This window comes from Nocardia sp. NPDC003269 (assembly GCF_042888005.1).
Lineage (GTDB): Bacteria > Actinomycetota > Actinomycetes > Mycobacteriales > Mycobacteriaceae > Nocardia.
Genome location: NZ_JBIAPA010000002.1, coordinates 84,925 through 110,246, shown reverse-complemented (window position 1 = coordinate 110,246; position 25,322 = coordinate 84,925). Strand labels below are relative to the sequence as shown.

The window sequence follows — 25,322 nt, the reverse complement described above, 5'->3', positions numbered from 1 at the left end:
GTTGTCGGTGGGGGTGCCTAGGCTGTTCATATGCTGACGCTGCTGCTCTACGTGCTGATCGTCGGACTGGTCGCGGCCATGTTGTTCCTCGTGGCGAGCGCGGTGTTCGGGCGATCCGAGGAACTCGGGCCGCTGCCCGAGGGCACGACCGCCACGGTGCTGCCCGCGCACGGGGTGACGGGTGCCGACGTGCGCGCGTTGCGGTTCCAGCAGGTGGTGCGCGGCTACAAGGCCGGTGAGGTCGACTGGGCGCTGGGCAGGCTGGCCGAGCGGATCGACGAGCTCGAACTCGAGGTGACGCAGCTGCGCCAATGGCAGGCGCAGGTGTCGGCGGGTCAGGATCGCTCGTGACCGAGCTCGCCGACGACGGGCGCGAGCGCTGCCCCTGGTCGACCGGCTCCGCGCTGTATCGCGACTACCACGACACCGAATGGGGCACGCCCCTGCACGGTGACGACGCCCTGTTCGAACGGCTGTGCCTGGAGGCCTTCCAGTCCGGCCTGGCCTGGATCACCGTCCTGCGCAAGCGGCCGGCGTTCCGGGCCGCGTTCGCCGGGTTCGAGATCGCGAAGGTCGCCGAGTTCGGCGCCGCGGACCGCGAGCGGCTGCTGGCCGACGCCGGCATCGTCCGCAACCGCGCCAAGATCGACGCGGTGATTGCCAACGCCCGGGTTGCTCGGGACCTGCCGGTGAGCCTGGACGAGCTGCTGTGGTCCTTCGCGCCCGCGCCACGCCCGCGCCCGGCGACGATCGCGGATGTGCCCGCCACCACACCCGAATCCATTGCTCTGGCAAAGGAATTGAAGCGCCGCGGCTTCGCTTTCGTCGGCCCGACGACGGCGTACGCGCTCATGCAGGCGACCGGGATGGTCGACGATCACCTGGAGGTTTGCTGGGTGCGCCCGCCCGCGAACGGAACCGACTCGCGAGTCACATTTCGTACTCAGGTGTCCGCCCGAGACGGCAATAGGGAAGAATAGGACCGGTGTGGCCCGCCGAACACCCGGCGAGCCCGCTGGTTGGCGACAACCGGCAGACGAGAATCAGTGCGCAGACAGACCGCGCAGATCTGGAGGGAGCAGAGGATGGCGGCCATGAAGCCCCGTACCGGGGACGGTCCCCTCGAGGCAACCAAGGAAGGTCGTGGAATCGTCATGCGGGTTCCACTCGAGGGTGGCGGGCGTCTGGTCGTCGAACTCACACCGGACGAGGCTGCGGCGCTCGGTGACGAACTGAAGAGCGTCACCAGCTGACGGCACTCACCGAGGTCGCCGCGCTCCTGGCCTGCCCGGAGTGCGGTGACCAACTGCGACCGCGCGATCGCGCGCTGCGCTGCGGTACCGGACACAGCTTCGACATCGCCCGGCAGGGCTATGTCGGGCTGTTGACCGGCGCCTCGACGAAGATGACCGGCGATACCGCCGACATGCTCGACGCCCGCGCCGCGTTCCAGGGCGCAGGGCACTTCGCGCCCATCGCCGCGGCCGCGGCCCACGCTTTCACCGCGGAGGACGCGGCTGCCGCGCCGGGCGATCGGACGCCCACCGCCGCACCGCCCGAGGCGGCGGTGGTCCTCGAGGTCGGCGCGGGCACCGGCTATTACCTCGCCGCCGCGCTGGCCGCCGAGCCCACGTCCTTCGGCATCGCGCTCGATGTCGCCAAGCCCGCCGCGCGGCGGGCGGCCCGCGCGCACCCCCGCATGGCCTCGGTACTGGCCGACGCCTGGCGCGGCCTCCCGATCCGCGACCACTCCCTCACCGGCGTGCTGTCGGTGTTCGCGCCACGCAATCCCACCGAGGTCGCCCGGGTCCTCGCGCCCGGCGGCCGCTTCGTGGTCGTCACCCCCACCGCCGACCACCTGAACGAACTCGTCGGCCCGCTCGACATGGTTCGCGTCGATCCCGACAAGGAGCGACGGCTCGCCGATTCGCTCTCGGGGCTGTTCGACCGCACCGCCCACCTCCGCGTCGAGTTCCCGATGAAGCTGACCCGGCGCGACGTCACCGACGTCATCGCGATGGGCCCCTCGGCCTTCCACGGCACCCCCGCCGACGACCCGCGCATCGCGGCATTGCCGGACACCACCGAGGTCACCGCCTCGGTCACGGTGTCGACATACGTTCCGACCGCCTGATCGCCCGCGGCGGCTACTTCAGCACGCTCCGGTACACCTCGACGGTCTGTTCGGCGATCCGCGCCCAGTCGAACCGCGCGATGGCCCGCGCGCGCCCGGCGTCGCCGTAGCGGCGCGCCAGCGCCGGATCCCCCGCCACGGCGTTGACGGCGGCGGCGAGGCCCTGTTCGTAGTCGGTCGTCGTGCCCGCGTCGTAGTGCACCAGCCGACCGGTGACCCCGTCGTCGACGACCTCCGGGATGCCGCCCACATCGGAGGCGACAACCGCGGTGGCACAGGCCATGGCCTCCAGGTTGACGATGCCGAGCGGCTCGTAGACCGAGGGACAGACGAATACCGCGGAGGCGGTCAGGATCTGGCGGACCTGCTCGGTCGGCAGCATCTCCTTGACCCAGAACACATTCCCGCGCTCGCGCTGCAAGCCGTCGACGGCGGCGGCGATCTCGAGTTCGAGTTCCCTGGTGTCGGCCGCGCCGGCGCACAGCACCAGCTGGATGTCGGGATCGAAGTGCGCGGCGGCGGCGAGCAGGTGGCCGACGCCCTTCTGCCGGGTGATCCGCCCGACGAAGGACACGATCGGCCGATCGGCGCGCACGCCGAGCCGTGCCAGCACCGGCGTCTCGTCCCCGGTGGGCGGACCGGGATGCCAGACCGTCGCGTCGATGCCGTTGTGCACCACGTGGACCCGGGTCGGGTCGATGGCCGGATAGGCGTCGAGCACGTCGTGGCGCATGCCCTCGCTCACGGCGATCACGGCGTCGGCGTACTCCATCGCGTTGCGCTCCGACCACGACGAGAGCCGGTACCCGCCGCCGAGCTGCTCGGCCTTCCACGGCCTGCGCGGCTCCAGCGAATGCGCGGTGAGGATGTGCGGGATGCCGTAGAGCGCGCCGGCGAGATGCCCGGCCAGCCCCGCGTACCAGGTGTGCGAGTGGACCACGTCGACGGCGCCGACCGCGTCGGCCATCCGCAACTGCGCCGACATCATCTGCAGCGCGGCGTTGGCGGCGTAGAGCTCGGGATCGGGCCGGTGCACGACGGCACCGCTGCGGGGCGCGCCCATGCAGTGCACGGTGACCTCCGCCAGCGCGCGTAGCCGGGCGGTGAGTTCGGTGACGTGAACTCCCGCACCGCCGTACACCTCGGGCGGGTATTCCCGGGTCAGCATGGCGACCCGCAGCTGTTCCGCCGGCGCCAGGTCGCTGTCGGTGCCATAACTCACTGGTCCAAATTAGACCCTCGGGTCGACATGAGCCACCGTTGCGCCGCCCAGCCTGTACTTTGAGCAGGGTGAGGAGCCAGCCGCACGTACTCGGGATCGTGCTCGCCGGTGGCGAGGGCAAACGACTGTTTCCGCTCACCGCAGACAGGGCCAAGCCCGCGGTTCCGTTCGGCGGCGCGTACCGGCTGATCGATTTCGTCCTGAGCAACCTCGTCAACGCGGGCTACCTGCGGCTGTGCGTGCTCACCCAGTACAAGTCGCACTCGCTGGACCGGCACATCTCGCAGACCTGGCGGCTGTCCGGCTTCACCGGCGAGTACATCACCCCGGTGCCCGCGCAGCAGCGGCTCGGGCCGCGCTGGTACACCGGCAGCGCCGACGCGATCATGCAGTCGCTCAACCTGATCTACGACGAAGACCCCGACTACATCGTGGTCTTCGGCGCCGACCACGTGTACCGGATGGACCCGGAGCAGATGGTGGCCAGCCACATCGCCTCCGGCGCCGGCGTCACCGTCGCGGGCATCCGGGTGCCGCGCAGCGAGGCGAGCGCGTTCGGCTGCATCGACTCCGACGAGTCCGGCCGGATCACCCAGTTTCTGGAGAAGCCGGCGCACCCGCCCGGCACCCCCGACGACCCGAACATGACGTTCGCGTCGATGGGCAACTACGTGTTCACCACCCGGGTGCTGGTCGACGCGATCCGCGCCGACGCCGAGAACTCCGACTCCGACCACGACATGGGCGGCGACATCATCCCGTCGCTGGTCGCCGCGGGCAAGGCCGCCGTCTACGACTTCGCCGACAACGAGGTGCCCGGCGCCACCGAGCGCGATCGCGGCTACTGGCGCGACGTCGGCACCATCGACGCCTTCTACGACGCGCACATGGACCTGGTCTCGGTGCACCCGGTGTTCAACCTCTACAACAAGCACTGGCCGATCCGCGGCGCCGCCGAGAACCTGCCGCCCGCCAAGTTCGCCAGGGGCGGGCTGGCGCAGGAGTCGATCGTGGGTGCCGGCTCGATCCTGTCGGCGGCCACCGTCCGCAATTCGGTGCTCAGTTCCAATGTGATGATCGACGACGGCGCCACCGTCGAGGGCAGTGTGCTGATGCCGGGGGTCCGGATCGGGAAGGGCGCGGTCGTGCGGCACGCGATCCTGGACAAGAACGTGGTGGTCGGCGAGGGCGAGATCATCGGTGTCGACCTGGATCGCGACCGGGAGCGGTTCGCGGTCAGCAACGGCGGGGTGGTCACCGTCGGCAAGGGAATCTGGGTCGGTTAGCAGCGCGAGGCGCAGAGCAGCCCGTCGCCGATCGGGATCAGCACGCTGGTGAGTTCGGGGTTCTCCGCGATGGCCCTGGTCGCCGCGCGCACCGCCTGGGTGGCCGGGTCGCGCTGGGACTGGTCGGGCACGCGACCGCCGAGCAACGCGTTGTGCAGGATGAACGCGCCGCCCTCCCGAAGCAGCCGGACGCCCTGCTCGACGTAGTGCGGGTGCTCCATGGGGGCCGCGTCGACGAAGACGAGGTCGTAGGCGCCGTCGGCGAGCCGGGGTAGGACGTCGAGGGCGCGGCCGTTGATCAGCCGGGTGCGCGCGGGTGGGATCTCCGCAGTGCGGAAGGCCTCCTTGGCCGCGCGCTGATGCTCGGGCTCGGAGTCGATCGTGGTGAGCGTGCCGTCCTCGCGCATGCCGTCGAGCAGCCACAATCCGCTGATCCCGGCGCCGGTGCCCACCTCGACGACCGCGCGGGCGCCCAGCATCTGGGCGTACATGCTCAGCAGGGCGCCGACGGAGGCGGGCACGGGCACGGCGCCCAGCTCGGTGGCCCGCTCGCGCGCGTCGAGGAGGACCTCGTCCTCGACGACGGACTCCTCCACATAGGCCAGGTTCCGCTCCACGTTCGATGCCACAGCTATGAGGCTAGGGCACCGAACGGCTCTGTGTATTCAGCGAATGCGCCGATCCCGGTGAGTGTCGCGCACCGATCGAACAATTGCCGCGAGTTTGCGGAAACGTCACGAAGGGGCTGGAACTGCTGCTTTTCCCTTCTCCGGGGGACTAGGGTCGGTATCGATAAGGATTCTCAGGTCACGCTCAGGATCTCCACATCTGACCCATATCGGGGCAGGAAATAGTTGCCCTACGCAAGGCCAGCCGATCGCGGCGGGTACGAGACGCGGGAACAACCTCACACAGTTGCTGGTTGATTCCGATAGCAAGGTTCGCTGACCCGGACCGGCGTGGTTTCGTGCCAGCGGTCCCGAGTAGGAGGTGTCCCATCCCGATGGTAGACACGGCGCGTCACGCCACACCGACCGATCAGACTCTCTCCGCCGATCTCTTCGCCGCCGAGGGCGAGCAGCTCGATGCCGAACTCACCGGCACCGCCGCCTTCGACGCGACCGGTGATCGCACGGTCATGCCCTCCTGGGACGAACTCGTCCGCGAACACGCCGACCGGGTGTACCGCCTGGCCTATCGCCTCTCCGGCGACGCGCAGGACGCCGAGGACCTCACCCAGGAGACCTTCATCCGGGTGTTCCGCTCGCTGCAGAACTACCAGCCGGGCACCTTCGAGGGCTGGCTGCACCGCATCACCACCAACCTGTTCCTGGACATGGTCCGCCGCCGCAACCGCATCCGCATGGAGGCGCTGCCCGAGGACTACGACCGGGTGCCCGCCGAGGGCCCGACGCCGGAGGAGTCCTACCACGACGCCCGGCTGGATCCCGACCTGCAGAAAGCACTGGATTCGCTGGCGCCGGAGTTCCGCGCCGCCGTGGTCCTGTGTGACATCGAGGGCCTGTCCTACGAGGAGATCGGCGCGACGCTCGGCGTGAAGCTGGGCACCGTGCGCAGCCGGATCCATCGCGGGCGGCAGGCACTGCGCGAATACCTTGCGCATAATGGAACTGAGCAGCGGTACTCCGCTGACGCCTACGCAGGGTGACGCAGTTGTCGGCGTCACCGAGGCTCTCGGTTGATGTCGGTCGGAAGGAAGAACTCCGTATGAGCGTGGACCCCAGTGCCTCAGGTCGTACCCCGCGCTTTCAGCCCACCGAGCATCTGGCCAGCGAGGCGATCGCGGCCTACGTCGACGGCGAGCTGCGCATGAACGCGTATCTGCGCGCCGCCCAGCATCTTTCGGTGTGCCCGGAATGCGCGGCCGAGGTCGATGCCCAGCAGCAGGCGCGGATCGCGCTGCGCCGGGCCGCCGAGGTGGCCGTGCCGCGCAGCCTGCACGACAGCCTGACCCGGATCCCGCTGGCCGAACTGCCCGGCACGACGGCCGAGCCGCCGCGCCGTAACGAGGCATTTCTCGGATTCATCACCGATTCCTTCACCGCGACCCGGTGGACAACCTGGCGGCGCAAGTAGAGTCACGGGCGTGACAGGCGAATCGACGAATTCCGGATCGACCGAACACGCGGATTCGGCGGCCGACCGGGGGAACCTGCGGCCGTCGGACGCGCCGAACCTCGGCCCGCGTCCGGTGTACCGGCCGCACATCGACAGTCATACCGCGCACGCGTTCCGTCGCCCGAACGGCCAGACCGGCTCGTTCGCACCGCACGACCCGCAGCGGACGGGTCCGGCCGACGCCGCCGATCAGCTGGTCAGCCAGCGCCCGCCGGACGGCGTGCTGGCCGAGGCGTTCTCCCGTCCCGAGGGCTCCGACGAGCTGCTGCAGCGCGAACCGGGCTCCGACGAGCCGCGCACCGTCGTCGCCGGGCCGGTCGATCCCTGGCGTGATCCCGCCGCCGCCGCGCGCCTGGGCGCACCGGCGGTGGAGACCCCCGAGCCCGAGCGTCTGCCCGTCGCCCCCAAGCTGACCGCCCGCGAGGTGCTGTTCGGCTCCCGGGTCGCCCCCAAGGCCCTGGCCCTGCTGGCCGTGCTCGCGCTCGGCATCGCCGTCCTCGGCGGACTGGTCGGGCGGATCACCGCCGAGACCGCGTCGACGCTGACCTCCCGCAAGGTCACCCTGGACCAGACCGCGGGCATCGAGGAGCCGCACAGCCGGATCGCCGCGGTGGCCAACGCGGTGCTGCCCTCGGTGGTCTCGATCCGGGTCACCGTCGGCGACAACGGCGCGACCGGCTCCGGCGTGGTCATCGACGGCGCGGGCTACGTGGTCACCAACAACCACGTGATCTCGATGGCCGCGACCGACAAGTCCGACCGCGCCGCCATCCAGGTGCAGTTCTCCGACGGCACCCGGGTCCCGGCCAAGATCGTCGGCCGCGATCCCAAGACCGACCTGGCCGTGCTGAAGGTGGAGGCCAAGAACCTGACGGTGGCCAATCTCGGCAAGTCCTCCGACGTGCAGGTCGGCGACGACGTGCTGGCGGTCGGTTCGCCGCTCGGCCTGAGCAAGACCGTCACCTCCGGCATCGTCAGCGCCCAGCACCGCCCGGTGAAACTGGCGGGCGAGGGCAGCGACACCAACGCCGTCATCGACGCCGTGCAGACCGATGCCGCGATCAACCCCGGTAACTCCGGTGGCGCGCTGGTCGACATGCAGGGCCGGGTGATCGGCATCAACACCGCCATCCGCAGCGAGACCGGCGGTTCGGTGGGCCTCGGCTTCGCCATCCCGGTCGACGTGATGCAGACCGTCGCCCAGACGCTGATCCGCGACGGCCAGATGCACCACCCGGTGATCGGCCTGAGCGCGCGCACCAAGACCGTCGCCAACGAGGTGATGAGCGGTGCCGCCGTCGCCGACGTGGCCCCCGGCAGCCCGGCCGCCAAGGCGGGCATCGTCGAGGGGGATGTCATCGTGAAGATCGGCGACCGTGAGGTCACCGGACCGGACGAGCTGGTCGTCGCCGTCCAGGCGCGCAAGATCGGGGAGACGGTGAACGTGCAGTTGATCCGGGATGGCAGGCAGGTGGACGTCCCGGTCACCCTCGAATCCGACTGAGCCGCGACCGCGCCGTCCAGGTAGCCTGGACGGCGTGTTCAGCAACATCGGGTGGAGCGAGATGATGATCCTGCTCGTCGCCGCCCTCGTGATCCTCGGCCCGGAGCGCCTCCCCGGCGCGGTCCGCTGGACCACGCGTTCCCTGCGCCAGGTGCGCGACTACGCCAGCGGCGCCACCTCGCAGCTCAAGGAGGAGCTGGGGCCGGAGTTCGACGAGCTGCGCAAGCCGCTGGCCGAGCTGAACGAGCTGCGCAACATGAGCCCGCGCGCCGCCGTCACCAAGCATCTGCTGGGCGGTGACGATTCGGTGCTGCGCGAGCTGGAGACCGCGGTGCCCGACAAGCAGCAACTGTTCGGCACGAGCAGCGGGATGCCGGGCGGATCGGGGTCGTCCGCGCCCTCGCTCGCCAAGCCGCTCGGGCACAACGAGCGCCCGCCGATCGACCCCGACGCCACCTAGATCGCCGGATCACACCGCACGGTCGGCATTTGCCCCGGGGTCGCGCAGCCCGAACACAGCCGCGCTCACCTCGAAATATTGTGATAGCGGACAAGTCGGGCAGGATAGCCCTTGTGCCGCAATACAGTTCGATGTCAACCGATATAGACACGGAATGCTGTCGAGCTGTCTAGACTTCGCACATGTCGGCCGATGACGTGGCACGAGTCTTCGCGATCGAGGACAAGGTCGAGAGACTCAAAGCAGCCACCGACGGGGTGGCGGCTGCCCAGCAGACCATCAACGAACTCACCAGGATCAGGCGCGCCGTGATCCGCGAACTCCATGCCGAGGGCTGGACGTTCGCCCGGATCGGCGCCGCCGCCGGCCTCTCGCGTGCGCGCATCCATCAGGTGAGCACCCAGGGACCGGTCCCCGAGGGCCTGTTCTTCGGGCACGGCACGCTGACCGTGCTCGCGCCCGAGGTCCGCGCCGGGCGGCTACTCGGCGCCCCCGATCCGGCCGCAGCCCAGCGGCTGGCCGAGCTGCTGCGCCAGCTGGGCTTCGTGGCGAACGTGGAGACCTTCCTGCCCGGCAGGCCGGTCGACCTCAACCGCGACGGCCTGGTGATCCTCGGCGGCCCCGAGCTGTCGCCCAGCCTGCGCCAGCTGGTCGTGGCCGATCCACGGCTGCGCCGGACCGTCACCCGCGCGGGCGACACCCGGCGCGGCATCGAGGACCGGGCCGCGCGCCGCGTCTACCGGCCCGGCGGCACCGAACCACACGACATCGCCTACCTGGCCCGGCTGCCCCGTCCCGACCGGCGCGGCAGCGTCATGCTGATCGACGGCCTGCATCCGCCCGGCTCGCTGGGTGCGATCCGATTGCTGGCCACCCGGCTCGCCACCCTGCACGAACGCGCCAGCAGCCACCTCTTCTCGGTCCTCATCGCGGTCAGATACGACCGCACCTCCGGCGAACCCGTAGATGCCGACCTGCTCACCCCGGTTTATCGCCACGAAACCGACCCCAGGTTGGCTACGACCCGGGTTCGTCCATAGTTAGATCTAAACTAAGCTCACTTTGTGATCTGCATCACGCTATTGTTATGCAGCACAGAACGACGACGATGTTTAGATTGCTAGCGAGTAACCGAATGTGAGTAGGTGAGCGTCACATGTTCTCGTCTCCCGAGGCCAGCGCGTGCCGGGTCCTGCCCGTGCGGACGGCAGGCACCCAGGATCCGCGACCCGTCCCGCCCTTCGAGGCCGAGTCGACCGCCGCCGACGTCATCGTCGCGACCCATCGCCTCACCTACAGCGACCGCCTGAAGGTCTTCATCGGCCCGCACGAGGACGTGGACAGCTTCCTGCGCCCGTTGCGCCGGATGGACGGCAGGCAGCGCTACGCGCTCGATCTGACCGTGCTGCCCGAGCCGATGCCCGCCACGGAGGTCACCACGGCGGTGAGTGGCGCCCGCGGCGATCTCGCGCTGCGCTGCGCGGGCTCGGCCGACGCGATGACCCTCCAGCTACGCATGACGATCGACCACGTCACCCGCCGCTACACCCTCGGCTTCCCCGGCGGCAGGCTCGGCCTGCCGACGGTCTACCTGCCGCACGGCGACGACGACACCTACGTCTACCCCGAAGAGGTCTTCACCGCCGAACGCGCGGCGGAGGTCTTCCGCGCCTTCTTCCACGACGCCGCGATCCCCGGTGACCTGCAGCACCGCGAGATCCTCGACTGAGCTCCGCTCGCCGCGCGCCGATGCTGCGCGATAGCTAGGCTGGTCAGCACGGTCACAACGGCGAATCAGTGGCCGTGGAGAGGCCGGTGGGCGATGCGTGAGTTGTTCGGAGAGATCCTCGCGCTGCTGGCCGAGCAGCCCGTCGCACTGGCCAGGATCATCGATCGGACCGGGCCCGGACCCCGCGACACCGGCACCGCGATGGCGGTCGCCACCGACGGGCGGGTGATCGGGTCGCTGTCGGGCGGATGCGTCGAGGCCGCGGTCGTCACCACCGCGCGCCAGGTCCTGCGCGACGGCCACGCGAGCACCGAGCGCTTCGCCGCGGCCGACGAGTTCGCCGTCGGCCTCCCCTGCGGCGGTGAGATCGAGGTCTTCGTCGAACTCCTCGACGCGACCGATCGCCCCCTGATCCGCGCACTCGTCACCGCGCTCGCGGCCCACGAACCAATCGCCTACGCCACCACCCTCGAGGCCGCGCCGGACCGCAGGCTGCTGTCCCCCGGCCGGGTCGAGCCGTGGCGCGACCTCGACCGGGACGCGGCCGCGCTGCTGGCCGCGGGCCACAGCGGTCTCGTCGGCGCCCAGGACTGCACCCCGGCCGCCGCCACCCGGCCGCGCGCCTTCGTCCAGGTCTTCCGCTCCCCCGCGCGGCTGATCCTGGCCGGGGCCAACGACTACACCAGGGCGCTCACCGTGGCGGCGGCCCAGCTCGGCTATCACGTCACCGTGGTCGACGCCCGCGAAACCTTCACCACCCCGGCCCGTTTCCCCGCGGCCGACGCGGTGGTCGTCGACTGGCCGCACCGGTATCTGGACGCGGAGCGGCGGGCGGGCCGGGTCGACGAGCGCACGGTCGTCTGCGTGCTCACCCACGACGCCAAGTTCGACGTCCCGATGCTGGCGAGCGCGCTGCGGCTGCCCGCCGTCGCCTTCGTCGGCGCGCTCGGTTCCCGCCGCGCCCATGCCGACCGCACCGCGCGCCTGCGCGAGGCGGGGCTCAGCGCGGCCGAGATCGCCCGTGTGCGTAGCCCACTCGGGCTCGACCTGGCCGCGCACACCCCCGAGGAGACCGCGATCTCCGTGCTGGCGCAGATCCTCGCCGAGCGCGGTGGCGCGTCGGCCCGGCCACTGGCCGATCTCGACGGCCCGATCCACCGCCCCTGACCCGAATCCGCGCCCACCCCTGTTCTTGCCGCCCGAACTTCGATACAGTCTGTTTCATAGTTTTGAAACAGTTTGTCTCACAGGAGGTGCTGTGCGCCCACCCGATCCCCGGACCGTGCGCAGTCGCGAGGCCGCGCTGGTCTCGGCCAGGGAACTACTCGTGGAGCAGGGCCTGGCCGGGCTGACGCACAGCGCGGTCGCGGCGCGCAGCGGGATCAGCCGGGCCACGCTGTACCGCCTGTGGCCGGAGCCGACCGAGCTGGTGCGCGCCACCATCACCTGGCACATCACCTCGGCCCAGGCGGCGCCGACCGGTGACCTGCGCGCCGACCTGCTGACCCAGCTGGCGGGCACCCGCGCGATGCTGCACGAGCCCGCCAGCGAGCAGGCGATGCGGGTGCTGATCGAAAGAGCCGCCGTCGACCCGGCATTCGCGGCGGTCAAGGAGTCGCTGTACCGGTCGGGCACCCGGGTGGTGCGCGCGATCCTGACCGCGGCGGTCGAGGGCGGCGATCTGCCCGCCGATCTCGATGTCGACCTGGCCGTCGACCAGCTGCACGGCCCGCTGTTCTTCCGCAGGCTCGTCGCCCACCGCACCTTCGACCTCGACTACGTCCAGGCGGTCGTCGACGACTTCCTGCGCCGCCCACCGAATCCCGCACACCAGCAAGGACCTTCGTGACATGACGACCACCACCCCCGTCACCCGCTCCGTCCCACGGCTGCTCGCCGTCCTCGTCGCCCTCGTCACCGTCTTCGGCGCGCTGCTGGCGGATTTCGTCATCCCGGCGAGCGCCGACCAGCACCTCGGCAACGACGCCTGGCCCCCGCACGCGAAATTCCACGACGCCCAATACATCGTGATGTCGATCCTGCTCGGCGCCGTCGCCCTGTACCTGCTCCTGCGCGACACCACCCGATCCCGCTACCTGACCGCCTGCGCCCTCCTCGCCATCCCCTGGCTCAGCCTGCTCGCCGCATTCCTGTTCCCCGGCACCGCCATCCAGGACCCCGGCTTCGACAACCCGGCACCCCTGGGCCTGCACCCCCAGGTCCTTCTGTCGGTGATCCTGCTGGCCGTCCTGACCATCGCCGCCGCGCTCGTCGCCCGGCAGCAGACGGGCGCCCCGTCGAGGTGACGGGGCGCCCGGTGCGGTCGGTGACTACGCCGCGACTTGTTCGGGGCGGAGGGTTTTCATCGGGGGGCGGTCTTCGAGGGAGACCTCGGTGGCGTGGGCGATGAATTCGCCGCCGATCATCGGGAACTGGGTGAGGGCGGCGCCGGAGTCGATGACGCCGCTGCGGCCCAGCGCGGTGCCGAGGATCTGGCGGCTCATCACGCCGAGGTCGGCCAGCGGGCGGTTGCGGTGGGTGCGCACGCCCAGGTTGACCTGGGTGATGGCGTCCATGCCCATCTGGTCGTAGGTGTCGAGCAGCAGGCCGATCTCGACGCCGTAGCCGGGGGCGAACGGGACGGCGGTGAGCAGTTCGCGAGTGCCCGCGTACTCGCCGCCCAGGGGCTGGAGCACCTGGGACAGCTCGGGTCGCAGCGCCGCCAGCAGCGGGCGGGCGACGAGTTCGGTGACCCGGCCGCCGCCGTTGGCGTCGACGGACTCGCCCTGGCGCAGCGGACGGCGGTAGTAGGCCTTGGACAGGTGGGTGCCCGGCATGGTCAGCAGCGGGCCGAGCAGCTTGGGCACGAAGGCGGGGTCGGGGTCGATCAGGTCGGAGTCGACGAAGGCGATGAGGTCGCCGGTGGTGCAGGCCAGCGAGCGCCACAGCACCTCGCCCTTGCCCGGGACCGGCTCCAGCTCGGGCACGGCTTCCTCGCGGGTGATCACCTCGGCGCCCGCCGCGCGAGCGCGCTCGGCGGTGGCGTCGGTGGAGCCGGAGTCGAGCACGATCAGTTCGTCGACGAGTGTGCCGAGCAGCGGCCGGATACTGGCCACCACAGTGGCGACGGTGTCTTCCTCGTTCAGCGCGGGCAGCACCACCGAGACGGTGCGACCCGCCTTGGCGGCGACCAGGTCGCCGACCGTCCAGTCAGGGGTGTCCCAGGTGTGGGTAGTGGCCCAGGCGGGCTCGCGGTGTTGGATTTTCATGCCAGACCTCGCAGAGTTCGTGCGGGGGGCCGGATGCCCTGGATCGCGGCGATCATGTCCACCACCCGCCGGGTTTCGGCGACTTCGTGGACCCGGAAGATTCGAGCGCCCGCGGCGGCCGACCAAGCCGTCGCCGCCAATGTGCCCTCGACCCTTTCGGTCAGACCGACACCTAAAGTCTCCCCGATAAAATCCTTGTTGCTCAGTGCCATCAAGACTGGCCATCCGGTTTTTACAAGACCGTCGATTCCGCGCAACAACTCGAGCCCGTGATAGGTGTTTTTCCCGAAATCGTGGGTGGGATCGATCACGATCCCATCGCGCCGGACGCCGGCCGCGGCCGCGTTCTCCGCCGCGGCGACCACCGTCGCGGTCACCTCGGCCACCACATCGGTATAGCGGACCCGGTGCGGTCGCGTCCGCGGAATCGCGCCGCCGGTATGACTGCAGACGAGGCCCGCCCCCAGCTCGGCGGCCACGTGCACCAGCTCGGGGTCGGCGCCCGCCCAGGTGTCGTTGACGAGATCGGCCCCGGCCTCGACCGCGCTGCGCGCTACATCGCCGCGCCAGGTGTCCACACTGATCAACAGGTCGGGATACTTCGCGCGAATCGCCGCGACGAACGGGACCACCCGCTGCGTTTCCTCGGCCGCGTCGACGGTGACGCCAGGCCCGGCCTTCACCCCGCCGATATCGACCAGGTCGGCGCCCTCGTCGACCGCCCGCGCCACCCGGTCCATGGCGGCCTCGTCGCTGAAGGTGGCGCCACGGTCGTAGAACGAATCGGGGGTGCGATTCACGATGGCCATGACCAGGGCCCGATCGGTCGCCACCGCCCGCCCACAAAACGTCGGGCTAGCCCGCCTCTCCGCGGTTTCTGCCGACGGCTCAGGGCCGCTACTGCTTGTGCTTCGGGCAGGCGGTTGGTCGTGTGGTCGGGGTTCGGGCGTGCCCGACGAGTTACCCATGTTCATGCGAGATCAGACGTTACCTTGCTAGCGCGGGGCCTGACCGGCCGCGACGTCGGCGGCGTAGCCGTCGTAGGCGGGGACGTAGCCGGTGGACGGGCCCGACAGGACGTACAGCCGACTGTCGCTGTCGGGGGCGTAGCCCTGTTTGCGCAGCTCCACCTTGCGGCTCTTGAACGTCGAGGTCTGTTCCAGTTCGGCGACCACCCGGACGAACAGCGGGATCGCGTACATCGGCAGGCGCTGGTACGCGGTGGCCGCCAGCGACTTGCCGTCGAATTCCGCGCCGGGGTGCAGGGTGACCGCGGCCATGCCCGCCTTGCCGTCGGTGCCGGGGATGTCGACGCCGTAGACCACGGCCTGCTCGATGTTCTCGTCGTGGTCGAGCGCGCCCTCCACCTCGGTGGTCGCCACGTTCTCGCCCTTCCAGCGGAAGGTGTCGCCGAGCCGGTCGACGAAGGCGATGTGCCAGAAGTGCTGGTCGCGGACCAGGTCGCCGGTGTCGAACCAGCAGTCGCCCCGCTTGAAGCCGTCGCGGACCAGCTTGGACTCCGAGGCCCGCTTGTCGGTGTAGCCGTCGAAGGGCTGGCGGTCGTTCACCTTGGCCAGCAGCAGGCCGACACCGCCCGAGCGCACCCGGCGCAGTTTCCCGTCGCGCCCGCGCTTGGCCTTGCCGGTCTCGTCGTCGTATTCGACGACGGCGTAGGGCAGCGGGCACAGGCCTGCGGTGCGGTCCAGACCGAAGGCGTTGACGAACGCCAGTGGCGCCTCGCTGGACCCGTAGAACTCCACCACCCGGCCGATCCCGAACCGGCGGCGGAACTCGTCCCACAGCTCCGGCCGCAGCCCGTTGCCGACGGCCAGGCGCACCCGGTTGTTCCGCTCGGCCGGGCGCACCGGCTGATTGAGCAGGTAGCGGCACAGCTCGCCGATGTAGATGAACGCGGTGGCGCGCTCGCGGGCGATCTCGTCCCAGAAGCCCGAGGCCGAGAACTTGCGGCTGAGCACATAGGTCGACTCGCCCGCCAGCACCGCCGACAGCGCGACCGTCAGCGCGTTGTTGTGATACAGCGGCAGGCAGCAGTACAGGCCGTCCTCGGCGCGCAACCGCACCCCGAGACCGCCGAGCCCGGCCATGCTCTTGGTCCAGCGGTGGTGGGTCATCACGCTGGCCTTGGGCAGGCCGGTGGTGCCGGAGGTGAAGATCAGGAACGCGCGTTCGCCCGCGGTCACCTGGGCGCACACCGCCGGGTCGGCATCCGGTGCGGTGCGGGCGGATTCGGCCAGTTCCTCGGCGGCGAGCAGGTTCTCGGCGGGCGCGGGCAGCGAGTCCAGCGCCTCCCCGCACTCGGCGCCGACGACGGTGAGCACGCTGTCGAGCAGGCCGATGCTGTGCGCGAGCACCTGATCGCGCTGGTTGTAGTTGAGCAGGCCGACGGTGCCGCCGAGCTTGAGCACCGCCAGCACGGTGAACAGGGTCTCCGGCCGGTTGGTCATCAGCACGCCGACCACGTCACCGCGGCGCACCCCGCGCGCGGACAGCACCGACGCGTACCGGTTGACCTCGCTGTTGGCGGCGCGATAGGTATAGGAGCGGCCCTCGAACCGCAGGAACACCCGATCGGGCCTGCGGTGCGCGACCCGCTGGAAGTACAGGCCGATGGAGGCTTTGTCCTTGGGCCCCACCAGCATTCCGCGCGCGTTGCGCAGCATGCCGGGCGCGTCGAGCGCCATCGCGGGCAGCGCCTTGGCGAGGTCGAACACGCTGACGGTCGAGCGGGCGTCGTTGCTCACGTCGAATATCTCCTAGCCCTCGGCCGGTGCGGCCGGTTCCAGCGCAGCGAAGGCGGCGGGCAGATCGGTGACCACGGTGATGCGGTCGCGCGCCTGCTGCGTCACGATTCTGCGTTCGTACAGTTCATCGATCCAGCGGAAGAGTCCGCCGTAGAAGTCGTCGGCGTCCAGCACCACCACGGGTTTGGCGTGTTCGCCGAGGTAGCCGCCGGTCCAGGTCTCGAACAGTTCCTCGAGCGTGCCGACCCCGCCGGGCAGCGCGAGGAACGCGTCGGCGCGCGCCTCCATCAGCTGCTTGCGCTGGCGCATGGTGTCGGTGACGAGCAGTTCACCCGCGTCGACGTCGGCGACTTCCTTGTGCACCAGGTGTTTCGGGATCACGCCGACGGTGTGCGCCCCGCCGGCGCGGGCCGCGGTGGCGACCGCGCCCATCATGGACACGTGGCCACCGCCGGAGACCAGTTGCCAACCGCGCCGGGCGATCTCGGTGCCCACCCGGGCGGCCAGGCTGATCAGGCCGGGATCGGTGGTGCTGGCGGAACAGTAGACACAGACGGAGTAGGGGGCGCTCACCACTGGTCCTCGGTGCCGAGGCGCTCGATGTCGGCGTGATCGCCGGTCTCGCCACGGATGATCCGCACGACCTCGTCGACGCTGTCGGTGATCTGGATCAGGTCGAGGTCCTCCGGGGAGATCTTGCCCGAGACCGCCATCGTGTTCCGCAGCCAGTCGACCAGGCCGGACCAGTAGGCGCTGCCGAACAGGATGATCGGGAACCGGGTGATCTTGCGGGTCTGCACCAGGGTCAGCGCCTCGAACAGCTCGTCGAGGGTGCCGAAACCGCCGGGCAGACAGACGAAGGCCTGCGAGTACTTCACGAACATCGTCTTGCGGACGAAGAAGTACCGGAAGTTGATGCCCAGGTCGACCCACTCGTTGAGCCCCTGCTCGAACGGCAGCTCGATGCCGAGCCCGATCGAATAGCCGCCCGCCTCGGAGGATCCGCGGTTGGCGGCCTCCATCGCGCCGGGACCGCCACCGGTGATCACCGCGAAGCCCGCGTGCGAGAGCGCGGCGCCGATCTCCCGGCCCGCGATGTACTCGGGATCGTCGCGGTGCGTGCGCGCCGAACCGAAGACTGTCACCGCGGGCGGCACCTCGGCCAGCGCGCCGAAACCCTCGACGAACTCGGCCTGGATCCGCAGCACCCGCCACGGATCGGTGTGCACCCAATCGCTGTCCTGCCGGGAGTCGAGCAGGTTCCGGTCGGCGGTCCGCATGCCCTGCTTGCGATTGCGCCGGAACATCACCGGCCCCCGGAACTTCGCCGTGGATTTGACCTTCCCGGCCTGATCAGCGGAATCGGTAGACATACCCCCACGCTACTGGGTCGGGTCGAACACCAGTCGTCAGCGGGCTGACAGGTAGGTGCGCAGCATCGCGGTGACGGCGGTGATCTGGCTCAGCGGCACGTGCTCGTCGCGCTTGTGCGCGAGATTGGGGTCGCCGGGGCCGAAGTTGACCGCGGGGATGCCGCGCGCGGCGAAGCGGGAGACGTCGGTCCAGCCGTACTTGGCGCGGACCCCGCCGCCGCCGTGGGCGTTGACCGAGTCGATCAGGGTGCGCGCGGCGGGCGCGGTGAGGCCGGGCAGCGCGCCGGGCGAGGAGTCGGTCACCACGAACTCGACGTCGAGTCCGGCGAAGACCTCACGCACATGCGCGACGGCCTGCTCCACGGTCCGATCGGGCGCGAAACGGAAGTTCACATCCACCTCGGCGACATCGGGCACCACATTGCCCGCGACCCCACCGGAGACGCGCACCGCCGACAGTCCCTCGCGGTACACGCAGCCGTCGATGTCGACCTCGCGCGCCGCGTAGGCCGACAGCCGCGCCAGCACCGGCGCGAGCCCGTGGATGGCGTTCTCGCCCAGCCAGGCCCTGGCCGAGTGTGCGCGCACCCCCGAGGTGGTCAGCCGGACCCGCAGCGTGCCCTGGCAGCCCGCCTCGATCCAGCCGCCGGAGGGCTCGCCCAGGATGGCCAGGTCGCCGTCGAGCCACTCGGGAAGCTCGCGCTCGATATGACCGAGGCCGTTGAATTCGGCGGCGATCTCCTCGCCGTCGTAGAAGATCAGCGTCAGATCATGGGCCGGGTCGGCGATGGTGGCGGCCAGATGCAGGAACACCGCGTCGCCGGACTTCATGTCGACGGTGCCGCAACCGAACAGCACCGGCTCGCCGCCGACCTCGTCGGGGCGGCTCGGCACATTGTCGGCGATCGGCACGGTGTCGAGGTGACCGGCCAGGATCACCCGGGTCGGCAGCCCGCGCTGGGTACGCGCCAGCACCACGTTGCCGTGCCGCAGCACCTCGAACCCGGTGGTCTGCTCCCGTAATGCCTGCTCCACCAGATCCGCGATCTTGGCCTCGTCGCGCGACACGCTGGGGACGTCGACCAGGGCGGCGGTCAGCTGAATGGGGTCGGCATGCAAATCGAGAGTCACATCTCGACAGTAGTACGGACGCCGATCCGACTCGCGGGTTCGCCGACCACGCGAGGCGAATCACCGTGTCGACACAATCATTACCTGAGCGAATTAATGGCAAATATTACGATTGTTTGACGATGAACCCCCTTGCGCGGCAGTGAAATTCCACCGCGCTAGCGTTCGTTCGCCGCCTTTTCCGGGCGGTCGAGAATACGGAGGGATTCACACGAAATGAAGTTCGGAAAGATCACTACCGCTGCATTCCTGGCGATCACCGCGATGGGGATTACCGCGGCCACCGCCAATGGTCAGCCCGCCGTGGCGACCGAGCAGCCCGCGGTAGTGGCTGCGGGGGGCGCGACTTCCGGTACTACCCACGGGATCAACTACACGACCTCGGTGTCGCCCGCGGACAAGACCATCACCTGGGCGGTCGACAGCGGCCGGTTCGAGCTCGCCGCCGACGGCTCGGCCGTGCAGCTGCGCACCCAGGACGGCGTGACCGTCGACCAGGCGCCGCTGCGCTCCGAGGTCGCCGGGCTGCCGATCGCGGTCACCCCGCAGATCAGCGAGGACGGCCGCACCGTGAAGCTGGCGGCGGCGATGACGCCGGAGGACACCGCGAAGCTGCAGAGCGTCGCGGGGGCCAAGGACATCAGCTCCTACGACCGGCTGATGGAGCAGGTCAACAAGAACCTGCCCGGCATCGTCATCGGCGCGCTCATCGGCGCGTTCATCCCGTTCCTGTGGCTGATCACCATCCCGGCGGGCGCGCTGATCGGCGGCTACGTGATGGGTGGCCAGGAGTTCCTGGACGCCGTGATCGCGTTCGCCACCGGCCAGCCCTGATCGACCCGGCATGACGCGCGAGCGCGCGGACGTCGAACGTCCGCGCGCCCGCGTTCCGCGGCCGCCCCGGGGGTGGCCGACACAAAGCGCCGCGGAACCGGCAAAATGAACTCCGTGAGCATTCAGGGAGCAACTGCAGTCGGTATCGCGAACGTGACCTCGGACGGCACCGTCCTCGACACCTGGTACCCCAGCCCCGAGCTGGGCGAATTCACCGAAACCGGCTCCAAGCGCGTCGACGCCGCCGAGGCGGGCGAGTTCGCGGAGCTGCTCGGCGTTGACGCGGCGCGTGGCGTCGAGGTGATCGCGGTGCGCACCACGATCGCGGACCTCTCGGCCGCCCCGGTCGACGCGCACGACGTGTACCTGCGCCTGCACCTGCTCTCGCACCGCCTCGTGCAGCCGCACGGCCTGAGCCTGGACGGCCAGTTCGGCCTGCTCAGCAATGTGGTGTGGACCAACCACGGCCCGTGCGCGGTGGACGGCTTCGAGCAGACCCGGCTGAAGCTGCGCGCCCGCGGCCCGGTCACCGTGCTCAGCGTCGACAAGTTCCCGCGCCTGGTCGACTACGTGGTGCCCTCGGGCGTCCGGATCGGCGACGCCGACCGGGTCCGCCTCGGCGCGCACCTGGCCTCGGGCACCACCGTCATGCACGAGGGCTTCGTCAACTTCAACGCGGGCACCCTGGGCAATTCGATGGTCGAGGGCCGCATCTCGGCCGGCGTCGTCGTGGGCAACGGCACCGACGTGGGCGGTGGCGCGTCGATCATGGGCACCCTGTCCGGCGGCGGCACCCAGGTGATCTCGGTGGGCGAGCGCTCGCTGCTCGGCGCCAACTCCGGTCTGGGCATCTCGCTGGGCGACGACTGCGTGATCGAGGCGGGCCTCTACGTCACCGCGGGCACCAAGGTCACCGGCCCCGACGGCACCGTGGTCAAGGCCGCGACCCTGTCCGGCCGGAACAACCTGCTGTTCCGCCGCAACTCCACCACCGGCGCGGTCGAGGTCGTCCCGCGCAAGGGCACCGGCATCGAGCTCAACGCGGCGCTGCACGCCAACGACTGAGCGGAACTCCCCGGCGGCCCCGTACTCGCGAGAGTGCGGGGCCGCTGCCGTCTCCGGGCCCACACCGCCTAGCAGCTGTGACCCGCATCACCATCACAAATCGCGCCCCTGTCGCATCACATGGTCGAAGGCAGAAACCGACGGCAGGAGACAGAGATGAACATCGTGGTGGTCGGGGCAGGGTACGCGGGCACCGTCGCGGCGAACAGGCTGGCGCGCAAGGCCGGGGACGCGCGGATCACGGTCGTCAATCCACGACCGGATTTCGTCGAACGGGTGCGGCTGCACGAGCAACTCGCCGGGACCGGCTCGGCGGCGACCCCGCTCGCCGAGATGCTCGGTGCCGGGATCGCGACGCGCGTCGCCGGGGTCGACAAGATCGGCGACGGTGCCGTCACCCTCGACGACGGCACCACCCTCGGCTTCGACCACCTGTTCCTCGCGGTCGGCAGCACCGCGCGGCCGCTGCCCGGCTCGATCCCGATGGGCACCTGGGAGGGCGCCGAGCAGGCGCGCACCGCCCTCGCCACCCTGCCCGCGGGCGGCCGCGTCACGGTGATCGGTGGCGGCCTGACCGGCATCGAGACCGCGGCCGAGATCGCCGGCGCCCGGCCGGACCTGCGCGTCCGGCTGATCGGCGCGGAGCTCGGCGCGAGCCTGTCCGGCGGCGGACAGCGCAGCGCGCGGGCGGGGCTGACCCGGCTGGGCGTGGAGATCGTCACCGACGAGGTCGAGCGGATCGAGGCCGCGACGGTGTGGCTGCGCTCCGGCGACACGCTCGAATCGGACCTGACCCTGTGGGCGGTGGTGTCGACCGTGCCCGACCTGGCGGCCCGCAGCGGACTCGCGGTCGACACCGACGGGAAGGCCCTGGTCGACCCGTATCTGCGCAGTGTCACCGATCCCCGGATCTTCGCCGTCGGCGACTGCGCCGCCGTGCCGGGTCAGCGCATGGCCTGCGCCACGGCCGCACCGCAGGGCGCGCACGCGGCCGATACCCTGGCCAGGGTGATCGAAGGACGTGCGCCACGGCCCTATTCGATGGGGTACACCGGCCAGGCACTGAGCATCGGCAGGCGCGGTGGCATCGTGCAGACCGGGCGGCTGGACGGCACCGCCCTGCCGCTGCACGTCAGCGGCCGTCTCGCCGCGATCGTCAAGGAACGCATCAATCGCTACGCCGCCTACGCCGCCCGCACCGGCAACAGCGTGTGGCTGCCGGGCCCGACGCGGTGACCGACGAGTTCGCCGAGAACCGCAGGCTGCTGTTCTCCATCGCCTACGAGATCCTCGGTTCGGTCGTCGACGCCGAGGACGTGCTGCACGACAGCTACCTGCGCTGGCGCGAGGTCGACCACGCGAGCGTCGACAATCCGCGCGCCTACCTGGCCCAGATCGTCACCAGGCAGGCGATCGGCGTGCTCCGCTCGGCCGCGCGCAGGCGCGAGGAGTACGTCGGGCCCTGGCTGCCCGAGCCGCTGGCGGCGGAGTCCGAGGGCGGGGTCGAGCACGTGCTGACCGGCGAGGCGGTGACCACCGCGATGCTGCTCGTGCTGGAGACGCTGACGCCGGTGCAGCGCGCGGTCTTCGTGCTCCGCGAGGTCTTCGCGTTCAGCTACGCCGAGATCGCCGCGGCCGTCGGCAAATCCGAGACCGCGGTACGGCAGCTGAACCAGCGGGCCAGGGCGCGCGTGCACGCCAAGCGGCACACCGTGATCGCGACCCCGGCCGAGGCGCAGTCGGTGGTCGAGCGGTTCTCGATCGCGGCGGCCACCGGCGACGTCCAGGCGCTGATGGACGTGCTCGCCCCCGACGTGGTCTACATCGCCGACGGCGGCGGCGTGGTCAACGCGGTGCGCAGGCCGGTCCTCGGCCCGGACAAGGTGGCCCGGCTCGTCATCGGCCTGCTCCAGAAGGGCGACCGGCTGGGCGAGATGGGCGTGCGGGTCGGCGTCTTCAACGCGATGCCCGGCGTGGCGGTGACGATCGACGGCGTCCTCGACCAGGTGACCTCCATCGAGGTCACCGACGGCGTCATCACCGCGGTGTACTGCGTGCGCAACCCCGAAAAGCTCGGCGCGGTACGGATTCCGGGGTGAGGCCGGGTCGGCTGGGCGCGTCGGGACGTTCGGTGATGTAGGACTCGAGTGCCTCGACGCCGCCTCGGCGACCCGCTACGCTGATCGAGTATACGGAGCCGTATATCTGGAGGATCGTCATGGCACTCCCCCCTGGTCAGCGCGCGGTCGAGGGATTCCCGCGCTTCGGTACCCACCTCCATCACCCGCCGCCGCCGGTGCCCACCCACCCGACGATCGAACTCGGCGGCGAGCTCACCGAGCCGGTCTCGCTCTCGCGGACCGATCTCGCGGGGCTCCCCCGGCGCACCGAGCTGGCCGACTTCCACTGCGTCGCGGGCTGGTCGGCCACCGGGCTGCGCTGGGAGGGCATCCCGTTCGCCACGTTCTACCGGGATGTCGTCGAGCCGCGCCTGCGGCCGGGCGCGGCCATCAGCCACGTCGTCTTCGCCGGGCTGGACGGCTACCAGTCGATCGTCCTGCTCGACGACGCCCTGGCCGCGGACGTGCTCATCGCCGACCGGCTCGACGGGCAGCCGCTCGACAGCGACCACGGCGCGCCGATCCGGCTGGTGAGCCCGAGCCAGTACGGCTTCGTGAACACGAAACACCTGTGCCGCATCGAGTTCCACGTCAGCGAACCGCCCGATCCCGAACGGTTCTCGCCGATCGCGGCGCACCGTCGCGCCCGGGTGTGGGCGGAGGAACGACACCGCTACCTGCCCGGCCGGGTGGTGCGGCCGATCTACCATCGGCTGATCGGGCCGATCCGGGCGCTGAGCGCGCGCGGCAGCAGCACCCGGCGGGCCTGAGTCAGCCGAGCAGCTTCTTCTGCACCTTGCCCATGGCGTTGCGCGGCAGCGCGTCGACGAACCTGACCTCGCGGGGCCGCTTGTGCGCCGAGACCTGGTCGCCCACATGGGCGATCAGCGCGGCGCCGAGCTCGGCGGACCCGCCGTCGCGCGCGACGACGAAGGCGACGACGCGCTGGCCCAGATCGTCGTCGGGCAGGCCGACCACGGCGACCTCGGCGACCGCCGGATGGCCGAGCAGCGCGGTCTCGATCTCGCCCGCGCCGATCCGGTAGCCGCCGGACTTGATGAGGTCGATGGACTCGCGCCCGACGATGCAGTGGAAGCCGTCGGCGTCGATGACCGCGACGTCACCGGTGCGGAACCAGCCGTCCTCGGTCCAGTCCGCGGCGGTGGCGTCGGGGCGGTTGAGGTAGCCGTCGAACAGCATCGGCCCGCGCACCTGGAGCGCGCCGATGCTCTCGCCGTCGTGCGGGACCGCGGCGTCGGACTCGTCGCGCAGCCGGGTTTCCACCCCGCGCACTGGCGTGCCGACCCAGCCCGGCCTGCGTTCGCCGTCGGCGCGGGTGGACAGCGTGATCATGGTTTCGCTCATGCCGTAGCGCTCCACCGGCGCCTGCCCGGTGAGCTCGGCCAGCCGCTCGAACACCGGCACCGGCAGCGGCGCGCTGCCCGACACCAGCAGCCGCGCCTTGCCCAATTGCCGTGCCAGCTCGGGCTGTTCGACGACCCGCGACCACACGGTCGGCACGCCGAAGTACAGGCTGCCGCCCGCCGCCGCGTAGGCCTGCGCCGTCGGCTTGCCGGTGTGGATCACCGGGCTGCCGACCCGCAGCGGGCCGAGCAGGCCCAGGATCAGTCCGTGCACGTGGAACAGCGGAAGCCCGTGTACCAGGGTGTCTTTCCAGGTCCAGCCCCACGCCTCGGCGAGCGCGTCGAGACCGGCGGCGATGGCGGCGCGGCTGAGCATCACGCCCTTGGGCGCGCCGGTGGTGCCCGAGGTGTAGAGGATGAAGGCCGTCGACGCGGGATCGGGCTCGGGGTAGGTGTGCCAGGACCGCGCGTGCAGCCGCACCGGCACCACCGGCAGCCCGGTCCCCTCGGGCGCGGCGCCGAGCCAGGCCTGCGCACCGGAATCGCGCAGGATGTGCTCGAGTTCGGCCGCGCCGGAGTCGGGCGGCACCGGCACCACCGTCACCCCGGCGATCAGGCACCCGACGACGGCGAGCACGGTGCGCACGGTCGGTTCGGCCAGCACCGCGACCCGGTCGGCGCGGGCGATCCGCTCGGCCACCGAGGTCGCCGCACCCAGCAGATCGGAGCGCGACAGAGTGGCATCATCGATGGTGACGGCGTCGGGAATGTCGGCACCGGCGGCGACGGCGATCGGATCGAGCGAGGCGAGCAGCAGCGGCGGACCGTAAGGCATCCGTCCACGCTAACGCGGCGAGGTTCGGCGGTCGCGCGCCGCCGTCCGTTGACTCCCCGACGACATGATGAGACATTCGTCATATAGTTCTCTCA

Annotated in this window: 28 protein-coding genes; 19 read left to right on the top strand and 9 right to left on the bottom strand. The window is 70.6% G+C overall.

Features of this window, described 5'->3' with window-relative positions:
• Positions 1–30: 30 nt before the first annotated feature.
• The 4 genes from ACFYWJ_RS11185 (at position 31) to ACFYWJ_RS11170 (ending at position 2,134) form a co-directional block, all read left to right on the top strand.
• Positions 31–351: a DivIVA domain-containing protein gene (locus ACFYWJ_RS11185; protein ID WP_355276342.1), complete on the top strand. Its 321-nt coding sequence runs from the start codon at positions 31–33 to the stop codon at positions 349–351.
• Positions 312–980 (top strand): DNA-3-methyladenine glycosylase I, encoded by a 669-nt coding sequence (locus ACFYWJ_RS11180; protein ID WP_355276344.1) that lies wholly within the window; start codon positions 312–314, stop codon positions 978–980. Before ACFYWJ_RS11185 ends, ACFYWJ_RS11180 begins: the two co-directional genes overlap by 40 nt.
• A 105-nt stretch (positions 981–1,085) precedes the next feature.
• Positions 1,086–1,253: a DUF3117 domain-containing protein gene (locus ACFYWJ_RS11175; protein WP_011211259.1), complete on the top strand. Its 168-nt coding sequence runs from the start codon at positions 1,086–1,088 to the stop codon at positions 1,251–1,253.
• On the top strand, positions 1,250–2,134 hold the full coding sequence (locus ACFYWJ_RS11170; protein ID WP_387163483.1) for a putative RNA methyltransferase: 885 nt from the start codon (positions 1,250–1,252) through the stop codon (positions 2,132–2,134). Before ACFYWJ_RS11175 ends, ACFYWJ_RS11170 begins: the two co-directional genes overlap by 4 nt.
• 13 nt (positions 2,135–2,147) lie before the next feature.
• Here the strand turns inward: ACFYWJ_RS11170 and glgA are convergent, their stop codons facing one another.
• Positions 2,148–3,314, bottom strand: coding sequence for a glycogen synthase (gene glgA, locus ACFYWJ_RS11165; RefSeq protein ID WP_355276568.1), 1,167 nt, complete (start codon positions 3,312–3,314; stop codon positions 2,148–2,150).
• Positions 3,315–3,424: 110 nt separating this feature from the next.
• On the opposite strand from glgA, the gene glgC reads away from it, so the two are divergent.
• Positions 3,425–4,642: a glucose-1-phosphate adenylyltransferase gene (gene glgC, locus ACFYWJ_RS11160; RefSeq protein WP_355276346.1), complete on the top strand. Its 1,218-nt coding sequence runs from the start codon at positions 3,425–3,427 to the stop codon at positions 4,640–4,642.
• Here the strand turns inward: glgC and ACFYWJ_RS11155 are convergent.
• Positions 4,639–5,271 carry an O-methyltransferase gene (locus ACFYWJ_RS11155; protein WP_378823279.1) on the bottom strand — a complete coding sequence of 211 codons (633 nt, stop codon included), beginning with the start codon at positions 5,269–5,271 and terminating at the stop codon, positions 4,639–4,641. The two genes, glgC and ACFYWJ_RS11155, sit on opposite strands and share 4 nt — an antisense overlap.
• A 374-nt stretch (positions 5,272–5,645) precedes the next feature.
• Between ACFYWJ_RS11155 and sigE the strand changes: the two genes are divergently transcribed.
• From sigE to ACFYWJ_RS11110, 9 genes are all read left to right on the top strand, one after another.
• A complete protein-coding gene (gene sigE, locus ACFYWJ_RS11150) occupies positions 5,646–6,311 on the top strand; it encodes an RNA polymerase sigma factor SigE (RefSeq protein WP_355276348.1) in 666 nt (221 codons plus the stop codon).
• Between the two features lie 59 nt (positions 6,312–6,370).
• Positions 6,371–6,739, top strand: a complete 369-nt coding sequence (locus ACFYWJ_RS11145) for a zf-HC2 domain-containing protein (RefSeq protein ID WP_218719897.1) — start codon at positions 6,371–6,373, stop codon at positions 6,737–6,739.
• 10 nt (positions 6,740–6,749) lie between these two features.
• Positions 6,750–8,285 carry a trypsin-like peptidase domain-containing protein gene (locus ACFYWJ_RS11140; RefSeq protein ID WP_355276350.1) on the top strand — a complete coding sequence of 512 codons (1,536 nt, stop codon included), beginning with the start codon at positions 6,750–6,752 and terminating at the stop codon, positions 8,283–8,285.
• 34 nt (positions 8,286–8,319) lie between these two features.
• Positions 8,320–8,745, top strand: coding sequence for a Sec-independent protein translocase protein TatB (gene tatB / locus ACFYWJ_RS11135; protein ID WP_355276352.1), 426 nt, complete (start codon positions 8,320–8,322; stop codon positions 8,743–8,745).
• A gap of 182 nt (positions 8,746–8,927) precedes the next feature.
• Positions 8,928–9,785 (top strand): hypothetical protein, encoded by an 858-nt coding sequence (locus tag ACFYWJ_RS11130; protein WP_218719894.1) that lies wholly within the window; start codon positions 8,928–8,930, stop codon positions 9,783–9,785.
• Positions 9,786–9,901: 116 nt separating this feature from the next.
• A complete protein-coding gene (locus ACFYWJ_RS11125; RefSeq protein WP_355276354.1) occupies positions 9,902–10,474 on the top strand; it encodes a hypothetical protein in 573 nt (190 codons plus the stop codon).
• 93 nt (positions 10,475–10,567) lie between these two features.
• The gene (locus ACFYWJ_RS11120; RefSeq protein ID WP_355276356.1) at positions 10,568–11,641 is read left to right on the top strand and encodes an XdhC family protein; all 1,074 of its coding nucleotides are present in this window, start codon (positions 10,568–10,570) and stop codon (positions 11,639–11,641) included.
• A gap of 91 nt (positions 11,642–11,732) precedes the next feature.
• Positions 11,733–12,323, top strand: coding sequence for a TetR/AcrR family transcriptional regulator (locus ACFYWJ_RS11115; RefSeq protein WP_355276358.1), 591 nt, complete (start codon positions 11,733–11,735; stop codon positions 12,321–12,323).
• A gap of 1 nt (position 12,324) precedes the next feature.
• Positions 12,325–12,780, top strand: coding sequence for a DUF6640 family protein (locus tag ACFYWJ_RS11110; RefSeq protein WP_355276359.1), 456 nt, complete (start codon positions 12,325–12,327; stop codon positions 12,778–12,780).
• Positions 12,781–12,804: 24 nt separating this feature from the next.
• Here ACFYWJ_RS11110 and ACFYWJ_RS11105 read toward each other — a convergent pair whose 3' ends face one another.
• The 6 genes from ACFYWJ_RS11105 to dapE are packed head-to-tail and all read right to left on the bottom strand — an operon-like array spanning position 12,805 to position 19,009.
• Positions 12,805–13,743, bottom strand: a complete 939-nt coding sequence (locus ACFYWJ_RS11105; RefSeq protein WP_355276361.1) for a glucosyl-3-phosphoglycerate synthase — start codon at positions 13,741–13,743, stop codon at positions 12,805–12,807.
• Complete coding sequence (gene folP / locus ACFYWJ_RS11100; protein ID WP_355276571.1) at positions 13,740–14,711, bottom strand: dihydropteroate synthase; 972 nt, start codon at positions 14,709–14,711, stop codon at positions 13,740–13,742. The genes ACFYWJ_RS11105 and folP overlap by 4 nt, the downstream gene beginning before the upstream one ends.
• A gap of 27 nt (positions 14,712–14,738) precedes the next feature.
• Entirely contained in the window at positions 14,739–16,505 is a 1,767-nt protein-coding gene (locus ACFYWJ_RS11095) for a long-chain-acyl-CoA synthetase (RefSeq protein WP_355276363.1), read from the bottom strand.
• Between the two features lie 12 nt (positions 16,506–16,517).
• Positions 16,518–17,078, bottom strand: a complete 561-nt coding sequence (locus ACFYWJ_RS11090) for a TIGR00730 family Rossman fold protein (RefSeq protein WP_355276364.1) — start codon at positions 17,076–17,078, stop codon at positions 16,518–16,520.
• The gene (locus tag ACFYWJ_RS11085; protein WP_378823300.1) at positions 17,075–17,878 is read right to left on the bottom strand and encodes a TIGR00730 family Rossman fold protein; all 804 of its coding nucleotides are present in this window, start codon (positions 17,876–17,878) and stop codon (positions 17,075–17,077) included. The genes ACFYWJ_RS11090 and ACFYWJ_RS11085 overlap by 4 nt, the downstream gene beginning before the upstream one ends.
• Before the next feature lie 36 nt (positions 17,879–17,914).
• Complete coding sequence (gene dapE / locus ACFYWJ_RS11080; RefSeq protein ID WP_355276366.1) at positions 17,915–19,009, bottom strand: succinyl-diaminopimelate desuccinylase; 1,095 nt, start codon at positions 19,007–19,009, stop codon at positions 17,915–17,917.
• Positions 19,010–19,225: 216 nt separating this feature from the next.
• On the opposite strand from dapE, the gene ACFYWJ_RS11075 reads away from it, so the two are divergent.
• The 5 genes from ACFYWJ_RS11075 (at position 19,226) to ACFYWJ_RS11055 (ending at position 23,798) form a co-directional block, all read left to right on the top strand.
• Positions 19,226–19,843, top strand: coding sequence for a hypothetical protein (locus tag ACFYWJ_RS11075; protein ID WP_355276368.1), 618 nt, complete (start codon positions 19,226–19,228; stop codon positions 19,841–19,843).
• 114 nt (positions 19,844–19,957) lie between these two features.
• Entirely contained in the window at positions 19,958–20,908 is a 951-nt protein-coding gene (gene dapD, locus ACFYWJ_RS11070; protein ID WP_355276370.1) for a 2,3,4,5-tetrahydropyridine-2,6-dicarboxylate N-succinyltransferase, read from the top strand.
• A gap of 156 nt (positions 20,909–21,064) precedes the next feature.
• Positions 21,065–22,144: an FAD-dependent oxidoreductase gene (locus tag ACFYWJ_RS11065; protein ID WP_355276371.1), complete on the top strand. Its 1,080-nt coding sequence runs from the start codon at positions 21,065–21,067 to the stop codon at positions 22,142–22,144.
• Positions 22,120–23,007: an RNA polymerase sigma-70 factor gene (locus tag ACFYWJ_RS11060; protein WP_355276372.1), complete on the top strand. Its 888-nt coding sequence runs from the start codon at positions 22,120–22,122 to the stop codon at positions 23,005–23,007. The genes ACFYWJ_RS11065 and ACFYWJ_RS11060 overlap by 25 nt, the downstream gene beginning before the upstream one ends.
• Before the next feature lie 119 nt (positions 23,008–23,126).
• The gene (locus ACFYWJ_RS11055) at positions 23,127–23,798 is read left to right on the top strand and encodes a molybdopterin-dependent oxidoreductase (protein WP_355276374.1); all 672 of its coding nucleotides are present in this window, start codon (positions 23,127–23,129) and stop codon (positions 23,796–23,798) included.
• 1 nt (position 23,799) lies between these two features.
• Here ACFYWJ_RS11055 and ACFYWJ_RS11050 read toward each other — a convergent pair whose 3' ends face one another.
• Positions 23,800–25,227, bottom strand: coding sequence for an acyl-CoA synthetase (locus ACFYWJ_RS11050; protein ID WP_355276376.1), 1,428 nt, complete (start codon positions 25,225–25,227; stop codon positions 23,800–23,802).
• Between the last annotated feature and the right edge of the window lie 95 nt (positions 25,228–25,322).

What these genes read in the sequence shown, in the direction of transcription:
- ACFYWJ_RS11120 (WP_355276356.1), top strand. Translation starts at nt 10,568, where the DNA reads ATGCGTGAGTTGTTCGGAGAGATCCTCGCGCTGCTGGCCGAGCAGCCC.
- ACFYWJ_RS11185 (WP_355276342.1), top strand. Translation starts at nt 31, where the DNA reads ATGCTGACGCTGCTGCTCTACGTGCTGATCGTCGGACTGGTCGCGGCC.
- ACFYWJ_RS11110 (WP_355276359.1), top strand. Translation starts at nt 12,325, where the DNA reads ATGACGACCACCACCCCCGTCACCCGCTCCGTCCCACGGCTGCTCGCC.
- ACFYWJ_RS11075 (WP_355276368.1), top strand. Translation starts at nt 19,226, where the DNA reads ATGAAGTTCGGAAAGATCACTACCGCTGCATTCCTGGCGATCACCGCG.
- ACFYWJ_RS11130 (WP_218719894.1), top strand. Translation starts at nt 8,928, where the DNA reads ATGTCGGCCGATGACGTGGCACGAGTCTTCGCGATCGAGGACAAGGTC.
- ACFYWJ_RS11175 (WP_011211259.1), top strand. Translation starts at nt 1,086, where the DNA reads ATGGCGGCCATGAAGCCCCGTACCGGGGACGGTCCCCTCGAGGCAACC.
- ACFYWJ_RS11180 (WP_355276344.1), top strand. Translation starts at nt 312, where the DNA reads ATGGCAGGCGCAGGTGTCGGCGGGTCAGGATCGCTCGTGACCGAGCTC.
- ACFYWJ_RS11105 (WP_355276361.1), bottom strand. Translation starts at nt 13,743, where the DNA reads ATGAAAATCCAACACCGCGAGCCCGCCTGGGCCACTACCCACACCTGG.
- sigE (WP_355276348.1), top strand. Translation starts at nt 5,646, where the DNA reads ATGGTAGACACGGCGCGTCACGCCACACCGACCGATCAGACTCTCTCC.
- ACFYWJ_RS11050 (WP_355276376.1), bottom strand. Translation starts at nt 25,227, where the DNA reads ATGCCTTACGGTCCGCCGCTGCTGCTCGCCTCGCTCGATCCGATCGCC.
- ACFYWJ_RS11055 (WP_355276374.1), top strand. Translation starts at nt 23,127, where the DNA reads ATGGCACTCCCCCCTGGTCAGCGCGCGGTCGAGGGATTCCCGCGCTTC.
- ACFYWJ_RS11085 (WP_378823300.1), bottom strand. Translation starts at nt 17,878, where the DNA reads ATGTCTACCGATTCCGCTGATCAGGCCGGGAAGGTCAAATCCACGGCG.
- ACFYWJ_RS11145 (WP_218719897.1), top strand. Translation starts at nt 6,371, where the DNA reads ATGAGCGTGGACCCCAGTGCCTCAGGTCGTACCCCGCGCTTTCAGCCC.
- ACFYWJ_RS11125 (WP_355276354.1), top strand. Translation starts at nt 9,902, where the DNA reads ATGTTCTCGTCTCCCGAGGCCAGCGCGTGCCGGGTCCTGCCCGTGCGG.
- ACFYWJ_RS11065 (WP_355276371.1), top strand. Translation starts at nt 21,065, where the DNA reads ATGAACATCGTGGTGGTCGGGGCAGGGTACGCGGGCACCGTCGCGGCG.
- folP (WP_355276571.1), bottom strand. Translation starts at nt 14,711, where the DNA reads ATGGGTAACTCGTCGGGCACGCCCGAACCCCGACCACACGACCAACCG.